This window comes from Bacillus sp. TE9106W, assembly GCF_054062215.1.
Genome location: NZ_JBSSFA010000001.1, coordinates 58531 through 84734 on the forward strand (window position 1 = coordinate 58531; position 26204 = coordinate 84734).

Annotated in this window: 30 protein-coding genes and 1 pseudogene; 5 read left to right on the forward strand and 26 right to left on the reverse strand. The window is 36.4% G+C overall.

Going from position 1 to position 26204, the window contains the following annotated elements; all coding sequences use genetic code 11:
- Positions 1 to 7 precede the first annotated feature (7 nt).
- Genes argD through argC form a run of 4 tightly spaced genes read right to left on the reverse strand, consistent with a single transcriptional unit; the run spans position 8 to position 4217 of the window.
- Positions 8 to 1168: an acetylornithine transaminase gene (argD, locus tag ACVWY7_RS00345; protein ID WP_105989988.1), complete on the reverse strand. Its 1161-nt coding sequence runs from the start codon at positions 1166 to 1168 to the stop codon at positions 8 to 10.
- On the reverse strand, positions 1165 to 1932 hold the full coding sequence (gene argB / locus ACVWY7_RS00350; RefSeq protein ID WP_071736860.1) for an acetylglutamate kinase: 768 nt from the start codon (positions 1930 to 1932) through the stop codon (positions 1165 to 1167). Before argB ends, argD begins: the two co-directional genes overlap by 4 nt.
- 11 nt (positions 1933 to 1943) lie before the next feature.
- Positions 1944 to 3167, reverse strand: coding sequence for a bifunctional glutamate N-acetyltransferase/amino-acid acetyltransferase ArgJ (gene argJ, locus ACVWY7_RS00355; RefSeq protein ID WP_142395600.1), 1224 nt, complete (start codon positions 3165 to 3167; stop codon positions 1944 to 1946).
- 12 nt (positions 3168 to 3179) lie between these two features.
- Positions 3180 to 4217 (reverse strand): N-acetyl-gamma-glutamyl-phosphate reductase, encoded by a 1038-nt coding sequence (gene argC / locus ACVWY7_RS00360; RefSeq protein WP_105989990.1) that lies wholly within the window; start codon positions 4215 to 4217, stop codon positions 3180 to 3182.
- A 223-nt stretch (positions 4218 to 4440) separates the two neighbouring features.
- On the opposite strand from argC, the gene ACVWY7_RS00365 reads away from it, so the two are divergent.
- Positions 4441 to 4626 (forward strand): YqzH family protein, encoded by a 186-nt coding sequence (locus ACVWY7_RS00365; protein WP_062923504.1) that lies wholly within the window; start codon positions 4441 to 4443, stop codon positions 4624 to 4626.
- Between the two features lie 133 nt (positions 4627 to 4759).
- Here ACVWY7_RS00365 and ACVWY7_RS00370 read toward each other — a convergent pair whose 3' ends face one another.
- Positions 4760 to 5554: an SDR family NAD(P)-dependent oxidoreductase gene (locus ACVWY7_RS00370; RefSeq protein ID WP_000147813.1), complete on the reverse strand. Its 795-nt coding sequence runs from the start codon at positions 5552 to 5554 to the stop codon at positions 4760 to 4762.
- Positions 5555 to 5563: 9 nt separating this feature from the next.
- Positions 5564 to 6517, reverse strand: coding sequence for an MBL fold metallo-hydrolase (locus ACVWY7_RS00375; RefSeq protein WP_000125125.1), 954 nt, complete (start codon positions 6515 to 6517; stop codon positions 5564 to 5566).
- 165 nt (positions 6518 to 6682) lie between these two features.
- Here ACVWY7_RS00375 and proI point away from each other — a divergent pair, with 165 nt between their 5' ends.
- A complete protein-coding gene (gene proI / locus ACVWY7_RS00380) occupies positions 6683 to 7522 on the forward strand; it encodes a pyrroline-5-carboxylate reductase ProI (RefSeq protein ID WP_000027068.1) in 840 nt (279 codons plus the stop codon).
- A 50-nt stretch (positions 7523 to 7572) separates the two neighbouring features.
- Here the strand turns inward: proI and sdaAA are convergent, their stop codons facing one another.
- The 3 genes from sdaAA to rnz all read right to left on the reverse strand — a co-directional run bounded on the left by sdaAA (position 7573) and on the right by rnz (position 10796).
- Positions 7573 to 8451 carry an L-serine ammonia-lyase, iron-sulfur-dependent, subunit alpha gene (sdaAA, locus tag ACVWY7_RS00385; protein ID WP_000489462.1) on the reverse strand — a complete coding sequence of 293 codons (879 nt, stop codon included), beginning with the start codon at positions 8449 to 8451 and terminating at the stop codon, positions 7573 to 7575.
- A gap of 18 nt (positions 8452 to 8469) precedes the next feature.
- Positions 8470 to 9129, reverse strand: coding sequence for an L-serine ammonia-lyase, iron-sulfur-dependent subunit beta (gene sdaAB, locus ACVWY7_RS00390; protein WP_000877446.1), 660 nt, complete (start codon positions 9127 to 9129; stop codon positions 8470 to 8472).
- Between the two features lie 743 nt (positions 9130 to 9872).
- Positions 9873 to 10796 (reverse strand): ribonuclease Z, encoded by a 924-nt coding sequence (rnz, locus tag ACVWY7_RS00395; RefSeq protein ID WP_000397448.1) that lies wholly within the window; start codon positions 10794 to 10796, stop codon positions 9873 to 9875.
- A 189-nt stretch (positions 10797 to 10985) separates the two neighbouring features.
- Here rnz and ACVWY7_RS00400 point away from each other — a divergent pair, with 189 nt between their 5' ends.
- Positions 10986 to 11237, forward strand: coding sequence for a DUF3932 family protein (locus tag ACVWY7_RS00400; RefSeq protein WP_000656489.1), 252 nt, complete (start codon positions 10986 to 10988; stop codon positions 11235 to 11237).
- A gap of 32 nt (positions 11238 to 11269) precedes the next feature.
- Here the strand turns inward: ACVWY7_RS00400 and ACVWY7_RS00405 are convergent.
- Both ACVWY7_RS00405 and ACVWY7_RS00410 read right to left on the reverse strand, forming a co-directional pair.
- Positions 11270 to 11419, reverse strand: a pseudogene (locus tag ACVWY7_RS00405) (DNA polymerase IV); the annotation flags it as partial.
- Between the two features lie 42 nt (positions 11420 to 11461).
- A complete protein-coding gene (locus ACVWY7_RS00410) occupies positions 11462 to 12700 on the reverse strand; it encodes a DNA polymerase IV (protein WP_001208872.1) in 1239 nt (412 codons plus the stop codon).
- A 144-nt stretch (positions 12701 to 12844) separates the two neighbouring features.
- Here ACVWY7_RS00410 and ACVWY7_RS00415 point away from each other — a divergent pair, with 144 nt between their 5' ends.
- The gene (locus ACVWY7_RS00415; protein ID WP_073524998.1) at positions 12845 to 13045 is read left to right on the forward strand and encodes a hypothetical protein; all 201 of its coding nucleotides are present in this window, start codon (positions 12845 to 12847) and stop codon (positions 13043 to 13045) included.
- A gap of 43 nt (positions 13046 to 13088) precedes the next feature.
- Here ACVWY7_RS00415 and ACVWY7_RS00420 read toward each other — a convergent pair whose 3' ends face one another.
- Positions 13089 to 14207 (reverse strand): tripeptidase T, encoded by a 1119-nt coding sequence (locus ACVWY7_RS00420; RefSeq protein ID WP_000609811.1) that lies wholly within the window; start codon positions 14205 to 14207, stop codon positions 13089 to 13091.
- A gap of 126 nt (positions 14208 to 14333) precedes the next feature.
- Entirely contained in the window at positions 14334 to 14879 is a 546-nt protein-coding gene (locus ACVWY7_RS00425) for a GNAT family N-acetyltransferase (RefSeq protein WP_033682613.1), read from the reverse strand.
- Positions 14880 to 15068: 189 nt separating this feature from the next.
- Here ACVWY7_RS00425 and prli42 point away from each other — a divergent pair, with 189 nt between their 5' ends.
- Positions 15069 to 15161, forward strand: coding sequence for a stressosome-associated protein Prli42 (gene prli42 / locus ACVWY7_RS00430; protein WP_000549038.1), 93 nt, complete (start codon positions 15069 to 15071; stop codon positions 15159 to 15161).
- Positions 15162 to 15241: 80 nt separating this feature from the next.
- Here the strand turns inward: prli42 and ACVWY7_RS00435 are convergent, their stop codons facing one another.
- From ACVWY7_RS00435 to bfmBAA, 13 genes are all read right to left on the reverse strand, one after another.
- Positions 15242 to 15478, reverse strand: a complete 237-nt coding sequence (locus ACVWY7_RS00435) for a DUF3894 domain-containing protein (RefSeq protein WP_073525000.1) — start codon at positions 15476 to 15478, stop codon at positions 15242 to 15244.
- Positions 15479 to 15544: 66 nt separating this feature from the next.
- Positions 15545 to 16105 (reverse strand): L,D-transpeptidase, encoded by a 561-nt coding sequence (locus ACVWY7_RS00440; protein ID WP_001146554.1) that lies wholly within the window; start codon positions 16103 to 16105, stop codon positions 15545 to 15547.
- A 16-nt stretch (positions 16106 to 16121) separates the two neighbouring features.
- A complete protein-coding gene (locus tag ACVWY7_RS00445; RefSeq protein ID WP_000472682.1) occupies positions 16122 to 17090 on the reverse strand; it encodes an aromatic acid exporter family protein in 969 nt (322 codons plus the stop codon).
- 100 nt (positions 17091 to 17190) lie between these two features.
- Entirely contained in the window at positions 17191 to 17913 is a 723-nt protein-coding gene (locus tag ACVWY7_RS00450; protein WP_000590218.1) for an amino acid ABC transporter ATP-binding protein, read from the reverse strand.
- Positions 17906 to 18565, reverse strand: coding sequence for an amino acid ABC transporter permease (locus tag ACVWY7_RS00455; RefSeq protein ID WP_001046917.1), 660 nt, complete (start codon positions 18563 to 18565; stop codon positions 17906 to 17908). Before ACVWY7_RS00455 ends, ACVWY7_RS00450 begins: the two co-directional genes overlap by 8 nt.
- Positions 18566 to 18601: 36 nt before the next feature.
- Positions 18602 to 19381, reverse strand: a complete 780-nt coding sequence (locus ACVWY7_RS00460; protein ID WP_456523622.1) for a transporter substrate-binding domain-containing protein — start codon at positions 19379 to 19381, stop codon at positions 18602 to 18604.
- A 249-nt stretch (positions 19382 to 19630) separates the two neighbouring features.
- Entirely contained in the window at positions 19631 to 20044 is a 414-nt protein-coding gene (locus tag ACVWY7_RS00465) for a BrxA/BrxB family bacilliredoxin (RefSeq protein WP_002003484.1), read from the reverse strand.
- A gap of 142 nt (positions 20045 to 20186) precedes the next feature.
- Complete coding sequence (locus tag ACVWY7_RS00470; RefSeq protein WP_000366597.1) at positions 20187 to 20594, reverse strand: YjdF family protein; 408 nt, start codon at positions 20592 to 20594, stop codon at positions 20187 to 20189.
- Positions 20595 to 20716: 122 nt separating this feature from the next.
- Entirely contained in the window at positions 20717 to 21181 is a 465-nt protein-coding gene (locus tag ACVWY7_RS00475; RefSeq protein WP_078984453.1) for an NUDIX hydrolase, read from the reverse strand.
- A 166-nt stretch (positions 21182 to 21347) separates the two neighbouring features.
- On the reverse strand, positions 21348 to 22526 hold the full coding sequence (locus ACVWY7_RS00480; RefSeq protein WP_000831192.1) for an FtsW/RodA/SpoVE family cell cycle protein: 1179 nt from the start codon (positions 22524 to 22526) through the stop codon (positions 21348 to 21350).
- A gap of 340 nt (positions 22527 to 22866) precedes the next feature.
- Positions 22867 to 24186, reverse strand: coding sequence for a dihydrolipoamide acetyltransferase family protein (locus ACVWY7_RS00485; protein WP_000257658.1), 1320 nt, complete (start codon positions 24184 to 24186; stop codon positions 22867 to 22869).
- Between the two features lie 15 nt (positions 24187 to 24201).
- The gene (gene bfmBAB / locus ACVWY7_RS00490) at positions 24202 to 25185 is read right to left on the reverse strand and encodes a 3-methyl-2-oxobutanoate dehydrogenase subunit beta (RefSeq protein WP_000290076.1); all 984 of its coding nucleotides are present in this window, start codon (positions 25183 to 25185) and stop codon (positions 24202 to 24204) included.
- Between the two features lie 13 nt (positions 25186 to 25198).
- Positions 25199 to 26200 carry a 3-methyl-2-oxobutanoate dehydrogenase subunit alpha gene (gene bfmBAA / locus ACVWY7_RS00495; protein ID WP_000852555.1) on the reverse strand — a complete coding sequence of 334 codons (1002 nt, stop codon included), beginning with the start codon at positions 26198 to 26200 and terminating at the stop codon, positions 25199 to 25201.
- Between the last annotated feature and the right edge of the window lie 4 nt (positions 26201 to 26204).

Consider the following 26204-nt stretch of genomic DNA (forward strand, 5'->3'; position numbering starts at 1 on the left):
TTCCCCCTTATATAATTGATACATTTTTTGTACAAACTACTTTTTTTATCATATATACTGCCTGTTCTAACTCTTCATTCGTTACAATGAGCGGCGGTAATAGCCTTATCACATTAGGCCCTGCTTGTAATACGAGTAGTCCCTCTTTTTCTAGTTGCTCTATAAAACTTGCAACTTCATGCGTACATTCAATTCCAACCATAAGGCCCTTACCACGTATATTTTGAATACATTCGACATGTTGTAATTCCTCTTGCAACTTCTGTAATACGTACTCGCCCTTTTCTTGTACTTCTTTTAAAAACGATAGTCTTTTACTTACTTGTAATACTTCTTTCGCTGCAGCCATTGCAACATAATTTCCGCCAAACGTTGAACCGTGCGATCCTGCAGTGAACGACGTTCCGAGTTCTTTCCGGCCAATCATTGCTCCGACAGGAATCCCATTTCCAAGCGCCTTAGCGGTAGTAACGATATGAGGATCTATTCCCATTTGTTCGTAAGCAAATAATGTACCTGTTCTTCCGATCCCTGTTTGTACTTCGTCTATAATAAATAAGGAACCAAACTTCTTACATAATACTTCAATCTCTTTCAAAAAAGATAGATCGGCAGGTATGACTCCTCCCTCTCCTTGAACAACTTCTATCATTACTGCCGCAACTTCTTCATTCATTACTTCCTTGAGCGCCTTTATATCGTTAAATGGAGTATGTAAAAAAGACGGAAGGAGCGGACCAAATCCTTCTTTCACTTTATTTTGCCCCGTCGCACTCATCGTTCCGAATGTTCTACCGTGAAAAGACTGCTCACACGTTACGACGAGAGATTTTCCAGTATGCTTACGGGCTAGCTTCAAAGCTGCTTCATTCGCCTCTGCCCCGCTATTACAGAAGAACACATAATCTAATGCTATATTTTCTGTTAATAATGACGCGACTTCTTCTTGTAAGCTATTTGTAAACAAATTAGATATATGCCATATATCATTAAGTTGCTCTTGTACCGCTTTCATAACAGTAGGATGGCAATGCCCTAAATTACATACACCAATCCCTGATGTGAAATCTAAATATTGTTTACCGTTGTTATCAATGACTTTCATTCCATTCCCCTTTACAAACTCAACAGTTCTTCTCCCATACGTTTGAAAAAGATGACTTATCATACGATACTCACTCCCCTCGTTACCGTCGTTCCAATACATTCCCCTGTATCTTCAGTAAAATCTTTTGTACCATTTACGATACTTATCTTTTGCACTCCCATTTTTAATGACGCTAGTGCTGCCTGTACTTTCGGAATCATCCCACCTGTAATAACTCCTTTTTCTATAAAAGTTGCAATTTCAGACTCATCTGTTTTCTTTACCAGTTTCCCTTCATGTAATATCCCATCTACATCCGTAATCAAAATGAGTTCTTTTGCGGATAGTGCGGCCGCAATCCCAGCTGCGGCGGTATCCGCATTTATGTTATAAATCTCATTATCATGGATCCCGATTGGAGCAATAACAGGAATATAATTCATATTTATTAATCCTTTTAGTAGGGCTGTTTCTACATAGCTTACTTCTCCCACATATCCAATCTCCTCGCTGACAGGTTGAACTTGAAGTAATTTGCCGTCACACCCTGAACAACCTACCGCAAGTAAATTATGCTTTTGTAAATTCATTACGAATTTTTTATTCGTACTTCCACATAGCACCATTTGAACAACATCCATAACTTCTTTTGGTGTTACCCGTAATCCATCTCTTTTTTCTACGTTGATGTTACAATCTTTTAATTTAGCATCAATTTCTGGGCCGCCACCATGAACAATCACTACGTTATACTTCTGTTGCAATTTCTTTATACAATCAAAAAACACATCATTTAATTGATTCAACATACTACCGCCGCATTTCACTACAATATAATCGCTCATCTTCCCTCTCCTTATGTACGATAACACGCGTTTATTTTCACATATTCATAGCTTAAGTCACAGCCCCAAGCTGATCCGGTCTCTTCTCCTAAATGTAAATACACATCAATGATAATTTCATGTTCTTGTAATCTCTTTTTCATTTCCTCTTCAGAAAACATTTGCGGTTCACTATTTTTCAGCACAACGATAGATTGAAGAGTAATATCAATTGTATTTGGATTAATTGCTACTTCACTTTGTCCAATACTGCTAATAATTCGCCCCCAATTTGGGTCTTCACCATGTATTGCTGTTTTCACAAGACTCGAACCGACTATTTGCTTTGCAATTTTTTTTGCCTCTTCACTAGCTTTCGCTCCTAGCACATTTACTTCTATTAACTTCGTAGCGCCTTCACCATCTTGTGCAATTTTTTTGGCTAAATCTTCACATACCTTCTGTAAAGCAAATACGAAAGTTTCCCAATCTGCATGTTCCATATTGATTGGTTTCGTTTCTGATAATCCACTTGCCATAGCGATGACCATATCATTCGTAGAAGTATCTCCATCCACCGTAATTTGATTAAATGTATGATTCGTTATTTGTGATAATGCTGTTTGCAATACGTCATGCTCTATATGAGCGTCTGTCGTAATAAAACTTAGCATCGTTGCCATATTTGGATGAATCATCCCTGAACCTTTTGCAACACCAGCAATCATCACTTTCTTCCCATCAATACTCATTTCATAGCAAGTTTCTTTCGTTATAAGATCCGTCGTTAAAATTGCTTCAGAAAAAGAATGAGCTCCATTTTCTTCCTTCGCCGGTATAAGAGTTACAATTCCCTTTCGGATTATATCCATCGGCAGCGGAACACCAATTACACCTGTTGAAGCTACTGCAACATACTTTTCTTTCAATCCAAAATGTTCCGCCCCTAATGCACGCATCTCGTAAGCATCTTGCAACCCTTTCATTCCTGTACAAGCATTTGCATTTCCACTATTAACGATAATAGCTTGTAGTTTTCCCTCAGTCGTTATACTATCCTTCGTCACTTGCAACGGGGCTGCTTGTATTTGATTTGTTGTATAAACAGCAGCACATGATGCCGGTACATCACAAACGATTGCCCCTAAATCCTTTTTCTCCTTTTTCAGACCAATTGTAGTACCAATGGCCGAGAAACCTTTTGGCGTTACAATCGAACCATTTTCTACTTTTGTAATAGACGCTATTTTTATCATCATGTCCCCCCCTTATAAATAAAGCGGCATATGTTGTAAACCTATTGTTTCTTCTAGTCCCGCTACTATATTTGCATTTTGAATTGCTTGCCCAGCCGCACCTTTCATCATATTGTCTATAACAGAAACGACTGTCACTCTTCCTGTTCTTTCATCGTAAGCTATCCCCATATCACAATAATTTGAGCCTCTCACTTCTTTCGGACTTGGAAACTCTCCTTGCATGCGAATTCGAATAAAAGCCGATTGTTCATACGCTTCTTCATATAATTGTTGAAGTTGCTCTATTTCCATTTCTCGCTTTACTTTCGCATACAGTGTAACCATAATCCCACGTGATATCGGTATTAAATGTGTACTAAACGTGATTGGCTTCGTTTCTCTATTCCACTCCGCGAGCATTTGCTCAATCTCAGGAATGTGTTGATGCTCATTTACTTTATAAATACGCAAGTTGTCGTATAACTCAGGAAAGTGAGTCATCGTTGTTGGCGTTTTACCTGCTCCAGATACTCCTGATTTCGCATCAATAATAATTGAATCTTCTTCAATTATGCCGCTACGAACTAACGGCAACACCGCTAATAATGCGGCTGTAGCAAAACATCCCGGGTTTGCAATTAAATTTGCCTTTTGAATTTCGGACCTTTTCCATTCACTTAACCCATATACAGCTTCCCTAAGAACTCCTTCTTTTGCAGCTGCCCTTTTATACCACTGTTCATATATGAAAGGATCTTTCATACGAAAGTCTCCAGATAAATCAATTACTTTTAAACCTACTGCTAATAATTTTGGAGTTAGCTCTGCTGATACTCCTGCTGGGGTTGCTAAAAATACAATTTCTGCTTCCTTCCCTATTTCCTCCACATCAATTTCTTGTAACGTATGAACAAGAACATTTTGAAAATGCGGATATACATTTGTTATACACTCGCCAACTTGTGAAAAAGAATGGAGAGATGCTATCGAAAAATATGGATGTTGCTCTAATAACCGAATTAACTCAATACCTCCATACCCAGTTGCTCCAATAATCGCGACTTTCATATGCTCCTCCTCATATTGATTCTTTAAATTAAGTATGATTATAATATTGTATATTTATAGAGTCAATTAAATATTTATAAATTTTATAAACTTAAAAAACTTAATTTTACTAGAAAAACAATATGCACAACCGAATTTTTATACACAAATAGTGCATAGTAGTTTTTTCATTTCACTTCAAGTACAATAAAACAATACATATGTACATACAGGCGGGGAAAACATGAATGAAAAATTAATTGAGAAAATGATTATAAAAAGTTTTCAGCAATACCAATGTAATCCTATTTCAAATGAGGATCAGGAAATGCTTATTAAACATATTCAAACGATTATTCATTCCAATACTAAAATTGATGTATACGAGGCAATTGAGGATATTGTTTACGATTATGTGACTGGAAAATAAAGTGAAACTTTAATCAGTGGGGGTTTTCTTCATCCCCCACCTAACTTCTTTGCTTTCGCTGAATTTTGAGGTGGGGGTGTTACTGCCCATTAAAGCGGGATAAAAAAATAGGAGGTTTCCATATGGAAACCTCCTATTTCTTACTTAATGATTTACCTGCAACACGCTCAAATAAACCTGGGAATAAAGCATACAGTTTCGGACCTATGCCCATCCATTTCGGTAAGTTTACTTCACGCTTTTTCGTTTGCATCGATTTTACAATTTGCCCTGCTACATATGTTGGTTTCAACATGTATCGTCCCATATTTTTTACATATGTACCGGATTGATCAGCTATTTCAAAAAAGTTCGTATCTATCGGACCTGGATTAATTGCTGTTACGAAAACATTCGTACTAGACAACTCCATGCGTAAACTATTCGTAAACCCTAATACGGCATGTTTCGTCGCTGCATATGCACTCGATTTCGGCGTTGCAATTTTCCCAGCAAGTGAAGCAATATTAATAATATGCCCTTCGTCCCTTTTCACCATATAAGGTAGTACTGCTTTCGTACAAGCTACTAATCCAAATACATTTACTTGGAACATATCTTTCACTTCATCCATTGACGCATCTTCAAACGTTTTAAAAATACCAAATCCCGCATTGTTTACTAATATATCAATACGTCCCACTTCTTGTAATACCTTTGAAAAAACAGATTGTACTTCCGTCTCTTCACTTACATCTAATACATAATAATAGCAAGGCGTATTATACGTTTCTTTAATTTTTTCTGCTAACGCTTTTAGTTTCTCTTCTGTTCTAGCTATTAATACTGGAGTCGCCCCTTGCCCTGCAACTTGCATTGCAACTTGCTCTCCAATTCCACTAGAAGCACCCGTAATGACGATTACTTTATTTTGTAAACGTCCCGTCATTGCTGTCACCTACTTTGCATAATAAATCAATTGTTGCGAAGATTCATCAATCATCACTTGTTGATTATATGCTAAAAAGTCTAATTGTCCAACCGTTTCTGAAATAGTAAGTGGCAATTGTTCCTTATATAATACCGGAAATAGTTTTACACATACTTCAAATGCTGTCATTGGTTTTTCCTTTAATAACTCAAGCACTTTAAACGCACGTGTTTCTTGCTTTTGTAATCTCGTTTCAATAAGTTGTTTCACATTGAGAACATCTTCTCCATGTCCTGATAAAATGCGCGAAATATTCATTTCACTTAAACGCTTTAACGTTTGATTATATTGTAATAACGGGCGTGCCCTTTCTGTTTGTCCTTCATATGGTGGTTCTAATATTGGATTCGAAGAAATATGACTAATGAGAGCATCTCCGCCAATTAATATTCCATCAGATTCTCTATATAATGAAATATGAGTGGAAGCATGACCTGGTGTTTCAATTACTGTAAACCCAGGTAAGGAATCAATACGATCTCCCTCTCGCACAGTATGCGTTAACGATCTATTACAAGAATATTTCAGTGTTCTTGTCGTTAATAACGCCTCATCTTTCAAAAATGCTGCTGGAACACCAAATTGCAAAGCTGTCTCTCTAAAAAACTCATGATACCGCTTTAAAAATTCTGGGTCTTGCGTAATCCATGGCTCATTCCAAGGGTGTCCAATAATGTTCGTTTTCTCAGAAAATATATTTAAAAGTCCACAATGATCCGCATGATGATGCGTAATGACTACTGTTTTAATATCTTCTATCGTATATCCTAATGCACCTAATTGACTTTCTAACGCATTTCTTGCCTCTTCTGTATTCGTCCCTGTATCAATTAATGTTAATGTCTCCCCCTCAACTAAAAACACATTTACAGTTTCAACTGCAAATGGCACAGGAATCTCCATTCGGTGAATCGCCGTCATGCTTAGCCCCCCTGTCTCTTTCCGGTTCAAAAATGAATACTTCTTCAGTTTACAACTTATACATATATTTGTCATTATTTTCAGATAAAAAGAGGTGTTTCCTATTAAAAAACGAATGTATGTACATTTATAAGAATTTCTAACCAAATTTAAAGGAGGAACATCATGTCTATTCAACATATTTCCTTTCTCGGTGCAGGCTCTATTGCTGAAGCTATTATTGGTGGCTTGTTACATGCAAATGTTGTGAAAGGCGAACAAATTACCGTAAGTAATCGTTCTAACGAGACAAGGTTACAGGAGCTACATCAAAAATATGGCGTCAAAGGTACGCATAATAAAAAAGAACTACTTACTGATACAAATATTCTTTTTCTAGCTATGAAACCTAAGGATGTTGCAGAAGCACTTATTCCTTTTAAAGAATATATACATCATAACGTACTTATTATTTCGTTATTAGCGGGTGTTTCTACTCACTCGATTAGAAACTTACTTCAAAAAGACGTTCCGATTATTCGGGCAATGCCAAATACATCCGCAGCTATTTTAAAATCAGCTACTGCTATCTCACCTTCAAAGCAGGCAACAGCGGAACATATTCAGACTGCCATAGCTTTATTTGAAACGATCGGCCTCGTCTCTGTTGTAGAGGAAGAAGATATGCATGCTGTCACTGCATTATCTGGAAGTGGGCCTGCTTATATTTATTACGTAGTAGAGGCGATGGAAGCAGCCGCAAAAAAAATCGGTTTAAAAGAAGATGTTGCAAAGTCACTTATTCTTCAGACGATGATTGGTGCTGCTGAAATGCTAAAAGCAAGTGAAAAACACCCTTCTATTTTGCGAAAGGAAATTACTTCTCCTGGTGGAACGACCGAAGCGGGCATTGAAGTATTACAAGAACATAAATTTCAACAAGCACTTATTTCTTGTATTACACAAGCAGCACAACGATCGCATAACCTCGGGAAAACATTAGAACAACTAACAAAAGAAAAATAAAAGATGGAGCTTAATCTTACTTGAGCTCCATCTTTTATAAACGTATACTTTTAGTTATTCGTCTTCCCAAAAATCTCTTCTTGTAGACGACGACCAGTCGGTGTTGCTGCAAGTCCACCTTCTGCTGTTTCACGAAGTGCTACTGGCATCGTTTGTCCGATTCTAAACATTGCCTCAATTACTTCATCACATGGAATGGTACTCGTTACACCAGCTAATGCTAAATCAGCTGAAATCATCGCATTTGCAGCTCCTGCTGCATTACGTTTTACGCAAGGTACTTCTACAAGTCCTGCCACCGGATCGCATACTAAACCAAGCATGTTCTTTAATGAAATTGCCATCGCTGTAGCTGCTTGGTCTTGTGTTCCACCAGCCATTTCAACTGCAGCCGCGGCCGCCATTCCACTTGCTGAACCAACTTCAGCTTGGCATCCTCCCGCTGCACCAGAAATACAAGCATTATTTGCAACAACCATACCGAAAGCTCCTGCTGTAAATAAAAATTCAATCATTTCTTCACGTGTAGGCTGCAACTTTTCTCTTAGTGCAAATAGTACACCTGGCACTGTTCCAGCAGACCCTGCTGTTGGTGTTGCACAAATAATTCCCATCGCTGCGTTTACTTCATTTGTTGCAACAGCTTTACTCACCGCGTCCAAAATCGTATCTCCAGATAAGCCTTTTCCGCTCTTCATATACGCCTGAACTTTTACAGCATCTCCGCCAGTTAAACCAGTTGGTGATTTCACACCGCGAATACCACGTTCTACTGCTTGCTCCATCACGACTAAGTTCTTTTCCATACCAGCGATTACTTCTTCACGTGAAATACTTCTTGTTTCCATTTCACATTGAATCATAATTTCTGCGATTTTTACATTTTGTTCTTTAGCTTGCGCCACTAGTTCCGCTGCGTTCCGAAACATGGTGTGTCCCCCCTGCAATTATTCCATAATAGTTACTTGACAAATATTTTGTTGCGCTTTTATTTCTTCAATTACTTCATCTGCTAATATTTCATCTGTTTCGATGACCATTAGTGCTCTTCTTCCTTTTTCTTTACGAGAAACACTCATTGTACTAATGTTAATCTCGTGTTTCGCAAGGATTGAGGCTACTGCTGCAATAGCACCGAAGCGATCGTTATTTACAATAAGTAGTGCTGGACTCGTGCCTGATAATTGAAGATCGAATCCGTTTAATTCTACAACTTCAATTTTACCGCCACCAATTGAGCAAGCAACAACTTCAATTTCTTCTTCACCTTTATACAAACGAATTCTCGCTGTATTTGGGTGAGGTGCATTTGCATCTTCTTCAATGAATTCCACTTCAATTTCGCGCTCTTTTGCTATCTCTAGCGCCTCTGGAATACGTAAGTCATCTGTTTCAAATCCTAATATCCCACCTATTAACGCTACATCTGTACCATGCCCACGATACGTCTTTGCAAATGATCCATATAATGAAATGCTTACTCTTTCTGGTTCATGACGAAACAGCTGGCGAGCAACTTGCCCCATTCTTGCTGCACCTGCTGTATGTGAACTTGATGGACCAATCATAACTGGACCAATAATATCAAATACTGAGCGATACTTCATTATAACTCCCCCTAAACCTCTATGAAAAAATTTTTTACTATTCTATTAAGCTACCGGATTGGTTGCTTTTCCAGTTGTACTACGAATTTGTCCCGCTGTACGAATTGGATTGTTTTTAAATAACAGTGAAGCAATATATCCTGAAATAATACCAGTTATCATATGAAATAAGAAACTTAGCATTACCTTCATTTAAAAATAATTTGAGATAGTCTACAGTAAAGTCTTGTAGCAATCCAAAGTTTAACACAGAACCCCTTACAAGCATAGCATAAACAAATGAAGCTCCCATTGCTTTCATACCTTTTGATGCCTTAAAGCTAAAAAGTGAAAAAGACTTCATACGAATAATAGTAATGTTCTTCCTATTATAAATTCCATGTTGCTCTCTCACAATTTATTCAACTTCACTTGTTATGATAAACGTCTCAAACACATGTAGCCTACAGTAAATTATAATCTGTCCTCATTATAGCTTGTTTTTAATAAAACGCTTACTTTTAATGAATTTTAAAAGTTCTGAATAACAATCCATTTTTGCTATTTGTACTACTCATATGTCGTCTGACTTATATAACAGTTTTTCTAAATACTCGATACTATGTAGTTTCATCTTATATCTTTACATCATTAAAATTTTCTGTTTCATCCTATATAAGCATAAAATGATAACAGTTTTATTTTTATTTTTTTTTAGAAATAAAAAAATGGCAACCTTTCGTCACCATTTTTTCACAACATTATTATCTGTCCACTGGAAATGATTTTAAATCTGTAGCTATTTCTGTATTAGAAAATAGCTCTCTTGCCTCTTTCAATAATTCCTTATATGTATCTCCTTGATAACGAGAACTAATATGAGTCAATATTAATCGTTTTGCATTTGCCTGAAGTGCAATACTTGCAGCTTGCTTAGATGTGGAATGAAAATAATCATATGCTTGTTGTTCATCTTCTGCCGCAAAAGTTGCTTCATGAACAAGTACGTCAGCGTCTTGTGCTAGCTCTCTACTCGCTTCACAATATCTCGTATCACCTAAAATGGTAATAACTCTTCCCTTTTGAGGTGGGCCGATAAAATCTTTTCCGTTTAATATCGTACCATTTTCCAATTCAACCACTTCTCCATCTTTTAAACGTTTAAAGAGTGGGCCTGGTTTCACACCCATCTCCAGCAAATTATCGACTAAAAGGGCGCCTTGTATATCTTTCTCTATAATACGATACCCAAAACATTCAATACCGTGTGACAATCTTTTCGTTTCCACATGAAATTCATTATCTTCAAACACAGTACCTTCTTCTGTTATCTCAACAATTTCAAGCGGGTATTTTACATGTGTCGTGCTTACTGATAATGCAACTTCAATAAACTGTTTAATTCCTTTTGGTCCATACACTGTTAAAGGTGTAGTCCCTCCTTGGAATGAACGGCTTCCTAATAAACCAGGCAAACCAAAAATATGATCACCATGTAAATGCGTAATAAATATTTTTTCAATGCGGCGTGGACGTACTGATGTATGTAATATTTGATGTTGCGTCGCTTCACCACAATCAAATAACCAAGTCTGTCCTCGTTCTTCTAACAATTGCAAAGCAATTGCAGAAACATTCCTTCCTTTTGAAGGAACACCTGCACCAGTTCCTAAAAATACAAATTCCACTTTCTTTCCTCCAGCTCTTTATATAATCTATCTTTCATCTTACGGAATGTTATTTCAAATGGCAAATCGAATTTACATAACCAATCATCTAGACAACTATATATCACGAACATTATACTCAAAAAACTTAGAAATTGTTCGTGTTTTATGTTAAAATGATTATACTACATGTTAAGGGAGCGTTTTATTATGAAAGAAGCATTTCGTTTACAAACTGATTTTTCATCTTCATTTGATCGCTGGGTAAGTTCTTTCGTGTCTGATCACCCAGCACAATTAGAATGGACGACTTTGAAAGAATTAATCCATGAATATACAACAACACATGCAAATGATTCGTTACCAACATATATTTCTTCAGCTTTCACATATTACGCACAACGCGTTTCAACAGCAAATAACTCAGAGATTGTTATTTTTGAAAATCATACAATCTCTTAATCTATCGTAAAAAGCACTGGTTACAGTGCTTTTTATTTATACTTATTTAGCAAATCGGCATATTCCGTCAAAAAATTTGTATACATACTTAAATCAAATTCATCTAAAATTATCTTTTTACTTGAGTTATTATTACATAATTGTTTTGCTTGTAGTGCAAAAACGACAATTTGTTTTTTATAAAAATAAAAAGTGTCATGATATGTACAGCTTCATGACACCTTCTACATAAACTTATTTTCTAATTTTTGCTGAAAAGACTTTTCTTGCTTACGTAATAATTGACTACCTCGTTGTAAAAGCGGCATTCCATACTTATCATTAATTTGATCAATGACAGCAAGTAGCGGCTCTTCTTTCGCATCTTCTTCAAATGAAAACAAATCTAATTGTTTCACCGATTCAGTCTTCCACTCTATTTCAGTAGCTGTAACACCTAATAAACGAACGGAATCACCGTCCCAATGTTGCTTCCATAAACGAGAGGCTGCTTGAAAAATATCTCGTTCTTCCCAAATGGCATTTTTCAATTGCTTACTCCTCGTTACTGTCCGCCTATCATGATATTTAATCATAATTTGAATATTATAGCTGACAAGAGTTCGCTTTTGTAATCTTTTACTCACTGATTTTGATAGCCTTTGTAACATATCAAGTAATTCTTTCTCTTCATCCATATCCTTTGAAAAAGTCATCGAGTTACCAACACTTTTATGTTGACCCATTTGACTCGGATCAACTTCCCTATCATCCATACCTTTTGCCCGCCTTTGTAAATCAACACCATGCTTTCCAATTTTAGCGCGAATGATATGTTCGTTTCCTTTTGCTAACTGCTCAATGGTTTGTATATGAATATCATTTAATTTCTCAGCTGTTTTTTCTCCAATTCCATGCATCGCTCCAACCGGAAGTGGCCAAATCATTTCTGGAATATCTCGTTTTCGGAGCACGGTAATACCGAGAGGCTTTTTCATATCAGAAGCTGTTTTTGCTAGGAAAAGGTTCGGAGCAATCCCGATGCTACACGGAAGCTGCAATTCTGTTAATAACGCCTGCTGGATCATCTTTGCTATTTCAAGAGGTGAACCAAGTGCGTAACAGTCTGTAATATCTAAATACCCCTCATCTATAGAGACTGGTTGTATTTTTTCCGTAAAACGGGAAAGAATTTGAAACATTTGAAATGAAGCTTCGCGATATAATGTAAAATTAGGGCGCCTTACAACTAATTGCGGACATAACCTTTTCGCTTCCCAAAGAGGCATCGTCGTACGTATTCCATATTCTCTCGCCTCATAACTACATGTTATGATAATTCCTTTTCTTTCTTTTTCATTTCCAGCAACCGCTAACGGCTTTCCTTGTAATGATGAGTCGTGAGCAATTTCAACAGATGCGAAAAAACAATTCATATCTACATGCAAAATAACACGACCATTTTTCGGATACATTTCTCGCATAGTACTCACTCCCTAATCAGAACGTTCGTTCTTTTATTATAGCAAATTTTGCACAATAATTATAATCATTACTTGTTCTTTTCTATCCTATTTATTGCTATAATTTAAATGAAGTGGATATTTTTGTAATTAAGGGTGATTATTATGAAATCAACTGATAAACTCAATTATACGTTTCTCGTAATTATACTAATCGTCACAATCAATTATTTACTTCTTCCTATATTTGATATAAACATAGCTGGTTTCTTTCCTCGTCTAGTCCATGTAGTAACAACTTACATACTGCCATGGATTTTCTTGTATTGGCTTATCCGCCTTGTAAAAGCAATCGAATCAAAGTAAAAAGCGTGTAAATCACAATTGATTTACACGCTTTTTTGTTATATTATTTCGCTACTTCCTCTATGATTGCAACAACTAATTCTGCTGTTTTCGCTAATTCTTCAACAGGAATCTTTTCGTTTGTTGTATGAATTTCTTCATAACCAACTGCTAAGTTAACTGTTGGAATTCCGTGTCCAGCAATTACGTTTGCATCACTTCCGCCACCACTTTGGTGAAGAGAAGGTGTACGACCAATTTTTTCAGCTGCGCGTTTTGCAACTTCTACAACGTGATCGCCATCAGCAAATTTAAATCCTGGGTACATAACCTTTACTTCAACATCTGCTTGGCCGCCCATTTCTTTTGCAGTTGTTTCAAATGCTTCTTTCATTTTCGCAACTTGTACTTCCATTTTTTCATTGATTAAAGAACGCGCTTCTGCAAAGATTTGTACATGATCGCAAACGATATTCGTTTGTGTACCACCTTCAAAACGTCCAATATTTGCAGTTGTTTCAGAATCAATACGACCAAGTGGCATCTTCGCAATTGCTTTCGCTGCGATCGTAATTGCAGATACGCCTTTTTCCGGTGCTACACCTGCATGAGCTGTTTTCCCGCGAATAATCGCGTTCACTTTCGCTTGTGTTGGAGCTGCAACAACGATTTCGCCAACTTTCCCATCGCTATCTAACGCGTAACCATATTTCGCTGTAATGCGCTCACGATCTAATGCTTTTGCACCAACAAGGCCAGATTCTTCTCCAACTGTAATAATAAATTCAATTGTGCCATGAGGAATATTTTTCTCTTTTAAAACACGGATTGCTTCAAACATTGATGCTAATCCCGCTTTATCATCCGCACCTAAAATCGTAGTACCATCTGATACGATATATCCATCTTTAATAGAAGGCTTAATTCCATTACCAGGAACTACTGTATCCATATGAGAAGTAAAGTAAATTGTATCAACACCATCTTTTGTTGCTGGTAATGTACAAATTAAGTTACCTGCACCATGACCAGTTACAGCCATTGTGTCATCTTCAAATACTTCTACACCTAAATCTGTAAATTTCTTTGTTAATACTTTGCAAATTTCTGCTTCAAATTTCGTTTCAGAATCCACTTGTACTAATTCCATAAATTCATTTACTAAACGTTCTTGATTAATCATAAGACTGCGCCTCCTGCACTACCATTATGTATGTAACACTATTAATTATAACAGAATTTCGCAAAAGTTTCGAAATACAAGACAAAAACAGACGGTTTATATGTCTAGATAACCATCTGCTTTCTATTACTCATTTAACAATACCCAGCGCATATGATCTTCCCACACTCCATTAACCATTAACATCTTCCTAGACACGCCCTCATATTGAAAGCCTATCTTCGTCACTACTTGTATAGATGCTAAGTTCCGTGGCATAATCGGTGCTTCTATACGATGTAAATGAAATTCCTCAAAAGCAACTTGAATAGCTTTTCTAAGTGCTTCTGTCGTATAACCTTTGTTTAACTCCTCTTTATCTAATTTATAACTGAGTACACAAGATTGATAAATTCCGCGAACGATTAAATTAAAGGAAATACATCCAATTATTTTCGTATCATCACCCTTTTTAAAAATCCATAATCTGATGATTTTACCTTCTGCGAACTCTTTTCTATCCTTTTGTAACTTTTTCTTTTGATAATCTAATGTAAAAAAATCCTCTGGTCTATACTCTTCCCAAGCTTTTAAAAATTCACGATTTCTGTCGTAATATTGAAGAACTTTTTCAGCATACGACTCATCAATTTCCCTTAAATGTAAACGATCTGTTTCATATATTTTCATCATCGTATCTCCATTCTTCAGCTTGCATAACAAAAAACTTACAATCTATCCTTCTTATATATTCTCTACGTACATACAAATTTCCTGTTATACTTTACACACACTTCTCGAATTTTGTCATTTCTCTCCCCTTGTCCACAATATCATTTCTCGTTACAATGATATTGTACTGATTTGCAAGGAGGTTTAACGATGCATAAAAAAGCTCAAAAAGTTATGATTTATGTAATGCTAATTTCTATGCTTGTAACAACATTACTTGCTGGCGCGAGTATGTTTTGGTAAAAAGGACGATCTGTTCGTCCTTTTTTTACTTTTTACACATAACAAAATAAACCATCTCGAAATCGAGATGGTTTATTTTGTTATGTGTAAAGCACAATCGCTACAATACTAAAGGAAAATGACATTACAAGTGCTATTACAAAACTTGTATATTGTTTCTGCTGAAATGCACCAATAACAAAAGTAAGATTGAGTAATGCCATACATACAATTGCTACAACATAAGAACATATATTAAAAGTTGCCAATATGAATGTAATAATAAATAGAAATCCCATAAAAAACTGCATATACGAAAGCTTTGGATTCAAGTACATATGAGCAACCCCTTTATCTAATTTTATCTTTCTATACTCTCATTAACGCATGGTTATGTACACATGTCAAGACAACTTATTCCATATGAAAAAGCCAACCTTTTCGTTGGCTTTTTCATATGCAACGGCTCCTTTTTCTTTTGCCAATTGCTGAAATGATTTTTTCGATTTCACAATCCATACTTTCGTTCCAATTGGAATGCGATCAAATAAATATTCCACATCGTTTTTCTTCATTCTTATACACCCTTGTGAAATATACTTTCCAATTGAACTAGGTTGGTTTGTTCCATGTATTCCATATTTACTTCCATCCGTTCCTCTAGCATTAAACCCCATCCACCTAGATCCAAGTGGATTTTTCGGTGATCCACCTGGAATATTTTTCGCAATATAATATGGATCCTTCGCTTTCATTACAATATCAAAAGTTCCCTCTGGAGTTAATTCATTTGTTTTCCCTGTCGCTACTGGAAAAACCTTCTGAATTTTCCCATCGTCAATATAAGCTAATTTATTTGTCGCTTTATTTACAATTATGAAAGGATCTCCTGCGCGCGGGTTATCACCAAGAGGCCAAATAGGCGATAAAGAAAGAAATAATATGAAAGAGAGAAGATACGGCATAAACAATTCCTACCTTCTATATAAGTTCTTTTATATTATCCTTTCCCTTAAAACGACTTTTAATGAGTAAATATTGCTCCATTTCATACACAAGTTGAACAAGTTTCGCACGTATTTCAAATTCTTCACGTGTAGCCGGCAATGGCATATCTCTAAATAATTCTCTCATTTCTTGAAGCTGTCTTAAAGAAATAACTCCGGTACTCTGAGGGCTAATAGCATTTCCAATGTTTTCAACCACATCCGCAATCATATCAGCTTGTTCATATGTCCACGATAAAGAAGCTGCTAACGGAATCATTCGCTCTAAAATTTCGAATTGTTGCATGCGCATATTGAAATAGCGATAGTAATAATCATCTTCTCGCATAAATGCATTCTCAAGTTTCTTAAATGATAAATCTCTAGCCTCATTTAGCATATTTTCAGTTTCAATAAGTTCTGCCCCGCTCCAACTACTTTCTCGATTTCGTAAATATACAACCATTTCAAACAAAATCGTTTTAAAATTACTTTCTATTTTATCCTGATACTCTTTTAGCTTATTTTCACTACTTGGCATATACATGTTCACTAATAATGCAACACTAATCCCTATCGTTAATATCGCAATTTCATTCCCAACAATAAGCCATGTAATTTGTTTCAAGGAATACAGATGCATCACAATAACTGAGCTCGTGACAATACCTTCTTGAATTTTGAGCATAACTGCAGTCGGAATAAATGTAAGTAATAATACACTAATTGCTAGTGGTGTATATCCAATTGTTTCAAATATACAAAACGCGAACACCATTGATAATACACAAGCTAAAAAACGATGTAATGATACTTGAAGTGATTTACGTTTCGTATTTTGTACACATAATATAACTAAAATACCCGCTGAACTATAAAATTCTAACCCTAATAACTGGGCAATAAAAACGGCTGCGCCTGTCCCTATTGCTGTTTTTACTGTACGGTATCCAATTTTGAACATATCATTGCTCCTATATGTATAAACGTATTTACAGTTAGTATAAAAAAAGGATGACACAATGTCATCCTTTTCTACTTATTATTCACGTAACCTTTACATATTACAATATTTTTTGTAAAAATTGTTGCGCACGCTCACTTTTCGGTGCTGCAAAAAATTCTGCTGGCGCACTATCTTCTACAAGCTTTCCACCATCTAAAAAGAGAACACGATCTGCCACTTCTTTTGCAAATCCCATTTCGTGTGTAACAATTGCCATTGTCATTCCTGTCGTAACTAATGATTTCATAACTTCTAACACTTCTTTTACCATCTCTGGATCTAGTGCAGATGTCGGTTCATCAAATAGCATTACTTCTGGTTCCATTGCTAACGCTCTTGCAATTGCTACACGTTGCTTTTGTCCTCCTGAAAGACGATTCGGATACGTATCTTTTTTATCTAATAAGCCGACCTTTTCTAACAGTTTTTCGGCTTTCTTTTCAGCTTCTTGTTTCGTTACTCCTTTTACATTAATAGGAGCATACGTAATGTTTTCTAATACAGTCATATGAGGAAATAGGTGGAAATGCTGAAATACCATTCCGACATTTTCACGAACATGCATAATATTCGTTTTTGGATTCGTTACTTCTTCCGTTCCAATCCAAATGTGACCATTTGTCGGTGCTTCTAACACATTCATACAACGTAAAAATGTTGATTTCCCTGATCCAGACGGTCCAATAATTGCTACTACTTCCCCTTTTTCAATCGTTGTTGTAATTCCTTTCAATACTTCGTTTTTTCCAAATGATTTATGAAGGTTTTCAATTTTAATCACTTTTCTTCATTCTCCCTTCAATTGCTTTCCCGACTAATGTAAGAATAATGACTAGCATATAATAAATGAGTCCAACAAAAAGTAATGGTTCAAGGTATTTAAAAGTCTCCCCGCCTACGATGTAAGCACGGCGCATTAAATCCGTCGCGCCTATTACTGTTACTACAGCCGATTCTTTCGTAAGTGTCGCAAACTCGTTCACAAGTGCCGGTAATATATTTTTTAAAGCTTGAGGAAAAATGATATTTCGCATCATTTTTCCGTATGGAATTCCTAAAGCCATCGCCGCTTCTGTTTGTCCTTTATCAACCGCTTGAATGCCAGCACGGATTACTTCTGACATATATGCACCTGAATTTAAGCTAAATGCAAGTACAGCTGCTAAAAATGCTGGTATTTCATAACCAATTATTTGCGGGACACCGAAATAAATAATCATTAATTGCAATACAAGTGGTGTACCACGGAAAATTGATGTATAAAGATCTGCCGCTATATTTAATGCTCGTATTCTAGCAATTTTACAAAGCGCTAATAGCGTTCCTAAAATAAACCCTGCTAAAGCTGATACTGCTACAATTTTCAAAGTAACTTCTAGACCTTTTAATATATACGGTATCGAAGGCGTAATCGCCGAAAAATCTAAGTTCATTCTTTTCATTCCCCTCACAGAAAAGTGAAAGGCAGCTTATTTTTCGCTGCCAAACCATTTCTTCACTAATTTATCCATTTCTCCATTTTCTTGCATTTTTTTAATTACTTTATTAAATTCTGCTGTTTTATCACTGTTTTTCGGAAGGGCAATTGCTGCTCCAACTTCTTCTGGAGCTTCTTTAATTTCAATTCCTTGTAAATCTTTCATTTTCTCTACATAATTTTTAGCAACTGTGTCTTCTATAATTGCAGCATCAAAACGACCAGCTTTAATTTCTTGTACGATTTCTGGTATACGGTCACGTCCCTCAACTTTGAAATCTACTTGTTTTTTAAATTCTGCTGCTTTCTCTTCTTGAATAGATCCTGTTTGTATCCCTACTTTTTTCCCTTTTAAATCCTCTACAGATTTAATGTTAGAGTCCTTTTTAGAAACAACCATGTTTTTCGCAACAAAATAAATATCTGTGAAATCAACATTATTTTTACGCTCTGCAGTTGGCGTCATACCTGCCATTACGAAATCAACTTTTCCTGAGCTAAGAGATGCTAATAAACCACCAAAATCCATATCTTTCACTTTCACTTCATAACCAAGTTCTTTTCCGATATATTTAGCAACATCAACATCAAAGCCGATAATTTCATCACTTTTTGAAGCTTCTACGTATTCATATGGTTTATAATCTGCTGAAGTCCCCATAACAAGTACTTTTTCATTTTTTCCAGTAGCCTTTTCTTCCCCATTACTACAAGCACTGAATATACTTACAATTAAAATAAGTGCAAACGATATTGATAATAACTTCTTCATCTTTCTTCCCCCTAATGATGTATATTTAAAAGTTTAATAGAATATTTATTCGATGTTTGTATTGTATCAGCACTTTTATTTTTATGCAATATATAAAATAAAAATAAATGAAAAATCATGAAAAACAGTGTTTTGAATGCATAAAAGATTGCATAAAAAGAGTAATCAATGTATATCTTATCATTTTGAATACTAAATAAAAAAGGCGCTACCCCCACTTAATTGTGAGCGTAGCGCCTTTTCAATTATTTATAGTTCTTCGCAATTCTCTTCGAAATACGATTGTAGTTTTGCAATAACTTGCATCGGTTCATGACCTTCAATTTCATGACGTTCTACCATCGTTACAATTTTTCCATCTTTTAATAAAGCAAATGATGGAGAAGAAGGTGGATACCCTTCGAAATATTCACGAGCTTTTGCTGTTGCTTCTTTATCTTGTCCTGCAAACACCGTTACAAGGTGGTTAGGACGTTTATCATAATGTACAGAATGCGCAGCAGCAGGACGAGCAATGCCACCTGCACAACCACATACAGAGTTTACCATTACAAGTGTTGTTCCATTTCTTTTAAACGCTTCTTCTACTGCTTCTGGCGTCGTCAATTCTGTATATCCAGCAGAGACAATCTCTTCACGCGCTTGGCGGACAACATCATTCATAAAAAAGTTAAAATTAATCAATCTTTTCCCTCCTCTAAAACTACCTATTTGTATCTTACCAGTTAATGTTTATGAAATACAAGTAAGTTTACTTGTATTTGGATATAGAAAAGGTGTTAGAGCCCTGCTCTAACACCTTTTCTTAATGACCACGATGTTTTTGCTTTGCTTTTTGTACTTTGATTAAACGTCTTCTTTGTTTTTCAGTCTCTCGCTTCTCCTTAGATTGCACTTTCTTTTCTTGTTTATGCAGTTCATAAGATAAGCTAATTGCCTCTTGCGCCTTAGTAAAGCGGTTTACATTTACTTCTTTTGCTGCTTGTCGTATGATACGCTTTATATTTTTTGGACGCTGTTTTTCTTGCACTTCCACGCCACATTTTGCAAAATGCTGAAAATACGCTAACATTGAACCGTTCACAAAGATAAGCACTTCTTCATCTGAAGGTTCCGTTCCAAAGATATACCTTGCTCCATACAACTTCCCTTTTTCTTTACATGTAATAATTCCTACAAAAAATTGACCATCGTGATATACTGTCAAATCCATTGACAGCCCCTCCTTTAAAAAATTAGAAATACGGGACATCCCGGAGGGGGAAGGTTACTGACATGAAATCATGCGTCTGGACTACCAACCAGTACTGTGTTTTTGTATTTCTTTCACTATTATTATATCTTTTTTTCCATAATCTTCATATATTCAGCAATCATTTTTTTATGCGATCCTACAATATAGTCAGGTAGTTCTGTTAGTGGGAAGAATGTAAGCTGAACCGCTTCTTCTTTGTTCATAACAAAATCCCCTGCGTATTCATCCGTATAATAAGCGGTCGTTACAGATTGAAATTCATCACCGTTTGCTAATTTTGTAAAATAATTCGCTCCAGAAAACACATTTATTAATTGTAGGTTCTTCACTTCTATTCCCGTCTCTTCGTATACTTCACGGCAAGCTGTTTCTTCTGGTGATTCACCAAGCTCCATGAGCCCGCCTGGCAGCCCCCATTTTCCGTACGGCTCTGTTCTTTGCTGTAATAAAACATATCCATGTTCATTTATAACGAGTACAACAGCACCAACTAAAATTAAAGGGCGATGACCAACTATTTTTCGCAATTCTTCTACATATCCCATCGTATCGCCTCCTTTTTCGTTGTCCACACTATTGTATCATATGTATGAAACGACAAAATGCGTATATTTTTCATTTTTTTAACAAAATATTTATTTTATGTGCTTCATCTACTGTAGCTAACATATATGTAAAAAGCTGATTCGTTTAGAAACGAATCAGCTTTTTTTACTTAACGGAAAACATATACTTTTTATACGTTTTTCGTACCGATAATATGAGACCCATCATAATCATATTCGAGAACAAGGAACTTCCCCCATATGATAAGAAAGGTAATGCAATACCTTTTACAGGCATTAATCCAACGATCATACCGATGTTTTGGAATATTTGAACCGTTAATATCCCAATTGACCCAGCACATAATAATGTACCGAATAAATTATCAGCGGAATAACCGATAATAATTGTTCTATATAGTAGTAATAGGAACAAGAATACAACTAACGCTGCTACGATAAATCCACCTTCTTCGGCAATTGTAGCGAAAATAAAGTCAGTATGCTTCTCAGGGATATAGACGTTCCCTTCGCCAAATCCTTTCCCTTCCATACCGCCACTACCTACAGCTAAAATCGATTGCTGCGTTTGATAACCTTGATCTGTATGTTCAAATGGATCTAACCAACCTAAAATACGTGATTGTTGGTGAGGTTTTAGTAATGTAACTAACTTATTAAAGAAGAAATCCTCATACCTTACGTAAATAAATATTAAGGTAGATAATATGGTGACTGGAATAACTGTACATAACGCTATCAATTTCTTCTGAATACCTGACATAAATAAAATACATGCAATTGCAGCAGCATATAAGAACACCATCCCTGTATCCGGTTGGCTATATACAACGGCCATAGGCGGGAGGGATACTAGCACAATTTTACCTACTAATTTTAAGTCCGTTTGGAATGTCCTTGCCATATACTGCGCATTATGTTTCACTGCTATGCTTGCTACTACGAGAAGCAATGAAATTTTGAAAAACTCAGATGGTTGAATTTGTCCAACTAATGGAAATACAAACCATCTTTTTGCACCTAATTTTTCAGGTGTGAAAGTGGAAACCGGTAGTATTTTTAAAAGAATAAGCGAAGCAAATCCAGCGATATAAAGTGGCCAAGACAATTTTTGTAGTTGGTCTAAGTCAATGCTTGCAACAAGCAATAACAATACAACCCCAATTATGTAGTTCAAACCCTGTTTCATCGCAAAGTTTGCCTCTCCATATTGGCCAGTTTGCTGACTGCTATATATAGCAGCTATACTCGTGACACATAATGCAAACAAAATTAATATTAATTTTACATCTAAACTTTTTAGAAACTCGGTACTTCTTTTCATGACATCCTCCTGAAACATTGTTACAGCAAAATAAAAAACCAGGAGTCAACATTCTTCATGTTTTGACGACTGATTACACATTATCTATAAAACACTTATATAGAATAACTCTCTTTTTCATACAATACAATATATTATACTACAGTTTCGTCAGTAAGATTTGCCAAAAAAATTATTCTTTTCTTATTTTATATCCATATACCATATATCAGCAATGTATTTTCATAAATTCCTAATACATAATCGTTCATTGTAAGATTACTGGGAAAGGTATTATACATATAGTAGGATGTAGATGAAGAAATAAGATGATAAAAAGCTCGCATAAGCGAGCTTTTTATTAATATACAGATGTATTATTTTCTGACGTATTTTCTAAAATTTCTTTTACACGTCCTAAGAACTTACCACAAATTAAACCATCTAGTACACGGTGATCGAGTGATAAACATAAGTTAACCATGTCGCGAGCCCCGAACATACCATTTTCCATAATTACTGGGCGTTTTACAATTGATTCAACTTGTAAAATAGCCGCTTGTGGGTAATTAATAATACCCATAGATTGAACAGAACCGAATGATCCTGTGTTATTAATTGTAAATGTTCCGCCTTGCATTTCGTCCGCTTTTAACGATTTCGTACGTACTTTTCCTGCAAGTTCTGTAATTTCACGAGCGATACCTTTAATTGTCTTCTCGTCCGCGTGTTTAATTACTGGTACAAATAGTTCGTCCTCTGTCGCAACAGCGATAGAAAGGTTAATATCTTTCTTCTGAACGATTTTATCGCCAGCCCACATTGAATTAATTTGAGGGTACTCTTTTAACGCTTGTGCTACTGCTTTTACGAAGAAAGCAAAGAACGTTAAGTTAAAGCCTTCGCGTTTTTTGAAATCACCTTTAATTGAATTACGGTATGACACAAGGTTTGTCACATCTACTTCAATCATCATCCAAGCGTGTGGCGCTTCGTGTTTACTACGTAACATGTTCGCTGCGATTGCTTTACGTACACCTGTTACTGGAATTTCGATATCGCCAGGCATTGTTGGTACAGAAACTGGTTTCGCAGCTTCTACTTTTTGGGCTACTGGCGCTGCTTTTGGTGCTTCTGGACGCGCTTCTACTACTGCCGCTACCGCTTCCTCTTTCTTCACCGCACCTGCTTGCGGAATATTTCCTGATTCCACTAGCTTTAAAATATCTTTACGAGTGATACGGCCGTTTGCTCCCGTACCTTCTACTAGATCTAAATCAACGTTATGTTCACCTGCAAGTTTTAACACAGCTGGTGAAAAACGAGGTTTTCCATCAGTTGGTTGTTTTGCTTTCGGTGCTTTTTCAGGCGTAGCTACTTCTGCCTTTGGTTCTTCTTTTGTTTTTTCCTCAACAGCTGTTGCTGCTACTTCATCTGCGCCTTCTACTTGAATCACACAAACTACTTCACCTACAGCTAACGTATCACCTTCACCAGCGATCAACTCTTTCACAATACCAGTGAAAGAAGATGGTACTTCAGCATTTACTTTATCAGTCATTACTTCTGCAAGCGGATCATATTTGTTTACGTGATCGCCAACATTAACGAGCCATTTACTAATTGTACCCTCTGTAACGCTCTCCCCGAGCTGAGGCATTGTAATATTTTCTACAGCCATGTATAGTCCCCCCGATTAAAATTCCGCAAGTTCACGCATTGCTTTTTCAACTTTATCTGGATTTACCATAAAGAATTTTTCCATTGTTGGTGCATATGGCATTGCTGGAACGTCTGGACCCGCAAGACGTGCGATTGGTGCATCTAAATCAAACAGACAGTTTTCAGCAATAATTGCTGCCACTTCACTCATAATACTTCCTTCTTTATTATCTTCTGTTACAAGAAGAACTTTACCTGTTTTAGAAGCTGCTTCAATGATTGCTTCTTTATCTAATGGATATACAGTACGTAAATCAAGAATGTGTGCAGAGATGCCATCTTGTGCTAACTTTTCAGCTGCTTGAAGAGCAAAATGAACACATAATCCGTATGTGATAACAGTAATATCATCACCTTCACGTTTTACATCCGCTTTTCCGATTGGTAATACGTAATCATCTTCTGGCACTTCACCTTTAATTAAGCGATATGCACGTTTATGCTCAAAGAATAATACTGGATCTTCATCACGAATTGCAGCTTTTAGTAAGCCTTTTGCATCATATGGTGTAGAAGGGATAACGATTTTTAAACCAGGTTGGTTTGCAAACATCGCTTCTACAGATTGTGAATGATACAACGCTCCGTGAACACCGCCGCCAAATGGCGCACGAACTGTAATTGGACAAGTCCAATCATTATTAGAACGGTAACGAATTTTTGCTGCCTCAGAAACAATTTGGTTTACTGCTGGCATGATGAAATCCGCAAACTGCATTTCAGCGATTGGACGCATTCCATACATTGCTGCACCAATTGCGACCCCAGCGATTGCAGATTCTGCAAGTGGTGTATCTAGCGCACGATCTTCACCAAATTGATCATATAATCCGTGTGTCGCTTTAAATACGCCACCTTTTTTACCAACATCTTCACCTAAAACAAATACTTTCTCATCGCGTTCCATTTCCTCGCGCATTGCTAATGTAATAGCATCAATATAAGACATTACAGCCATGAAACGTTCCCCCCTATTCTGCGTATACGTGCTTCAATGCATCTTCAGGTGCTGCATACGGAGCATTTTCTGCATATTCTGTTGCTTCGTTTACGATATGCATAATTTCGTCTAACATTTGTTTTTCAGACTCCTCAGTTAACACGCCAACCTCTTTTAAATAAGCAGCAAATGTTACAATTGAATCATTTTTCTTCGCTTCTTCTACTTCTTCTTTATCACGATAAACACGATCATCATCGTCACTTGAATGTGCTGTTAAACGATATGAAACTGTTTCAATTAAAGTTGGTCCTTCACCACGGCGGCCACGGTCTGCTGCTTCTTTTACAGCTTTATATACCGCAAGCGGATCGTTTCCGTCTACTGTATATCCAGGCATACCGTATCCAATTGCACGGTCTGATACATTTTTACATGCTAATTGTTTTTCAACTGGAATAGAGATTGCGTATTTATTATTTTCACACATGAAAATAACAGGTAACTTGTGTACGCCAGCAAAGTTTGCACCTTCATGGAAATCACCTTGGTTAGAAGAACCTTCACCGAATGTAACAAACGTTACTAAATCTTTCTTTTCCATTTTTCCAGCTAATGCAATACCAACTGCATGTGGTACTTGCGTTGTTACTGGAGATGAACCTGTCACAATACGATTTTTCTTTTGACCGAAGTGACCAGGCATTTGACGACCACCAGAGTTTGGATCTCCAGCTTTCGCGAAACCAGATAGCATCAGTTCTTTCGCTGTCATACCAAACGCTAGTACAACACCCATATCACGGTAGTATGGTAATGCATAATCTTTCTCTCTATCAAGAGCAAATGCTGCTCCAACTTGTGCTGCCTCTTGTCCTTGACAAGAAATTACGAATGGAATTTTACCAGCACGGTTTAATAACCACATACGTTCGTCGATTTTACGTGCAAGTAACATCGTACGGAACATTTCTAATACTTGCTCATCACTTAAGCCAAGCTCTTCATGGCGCTTTTCTTTTACTTCTGCCATTTTT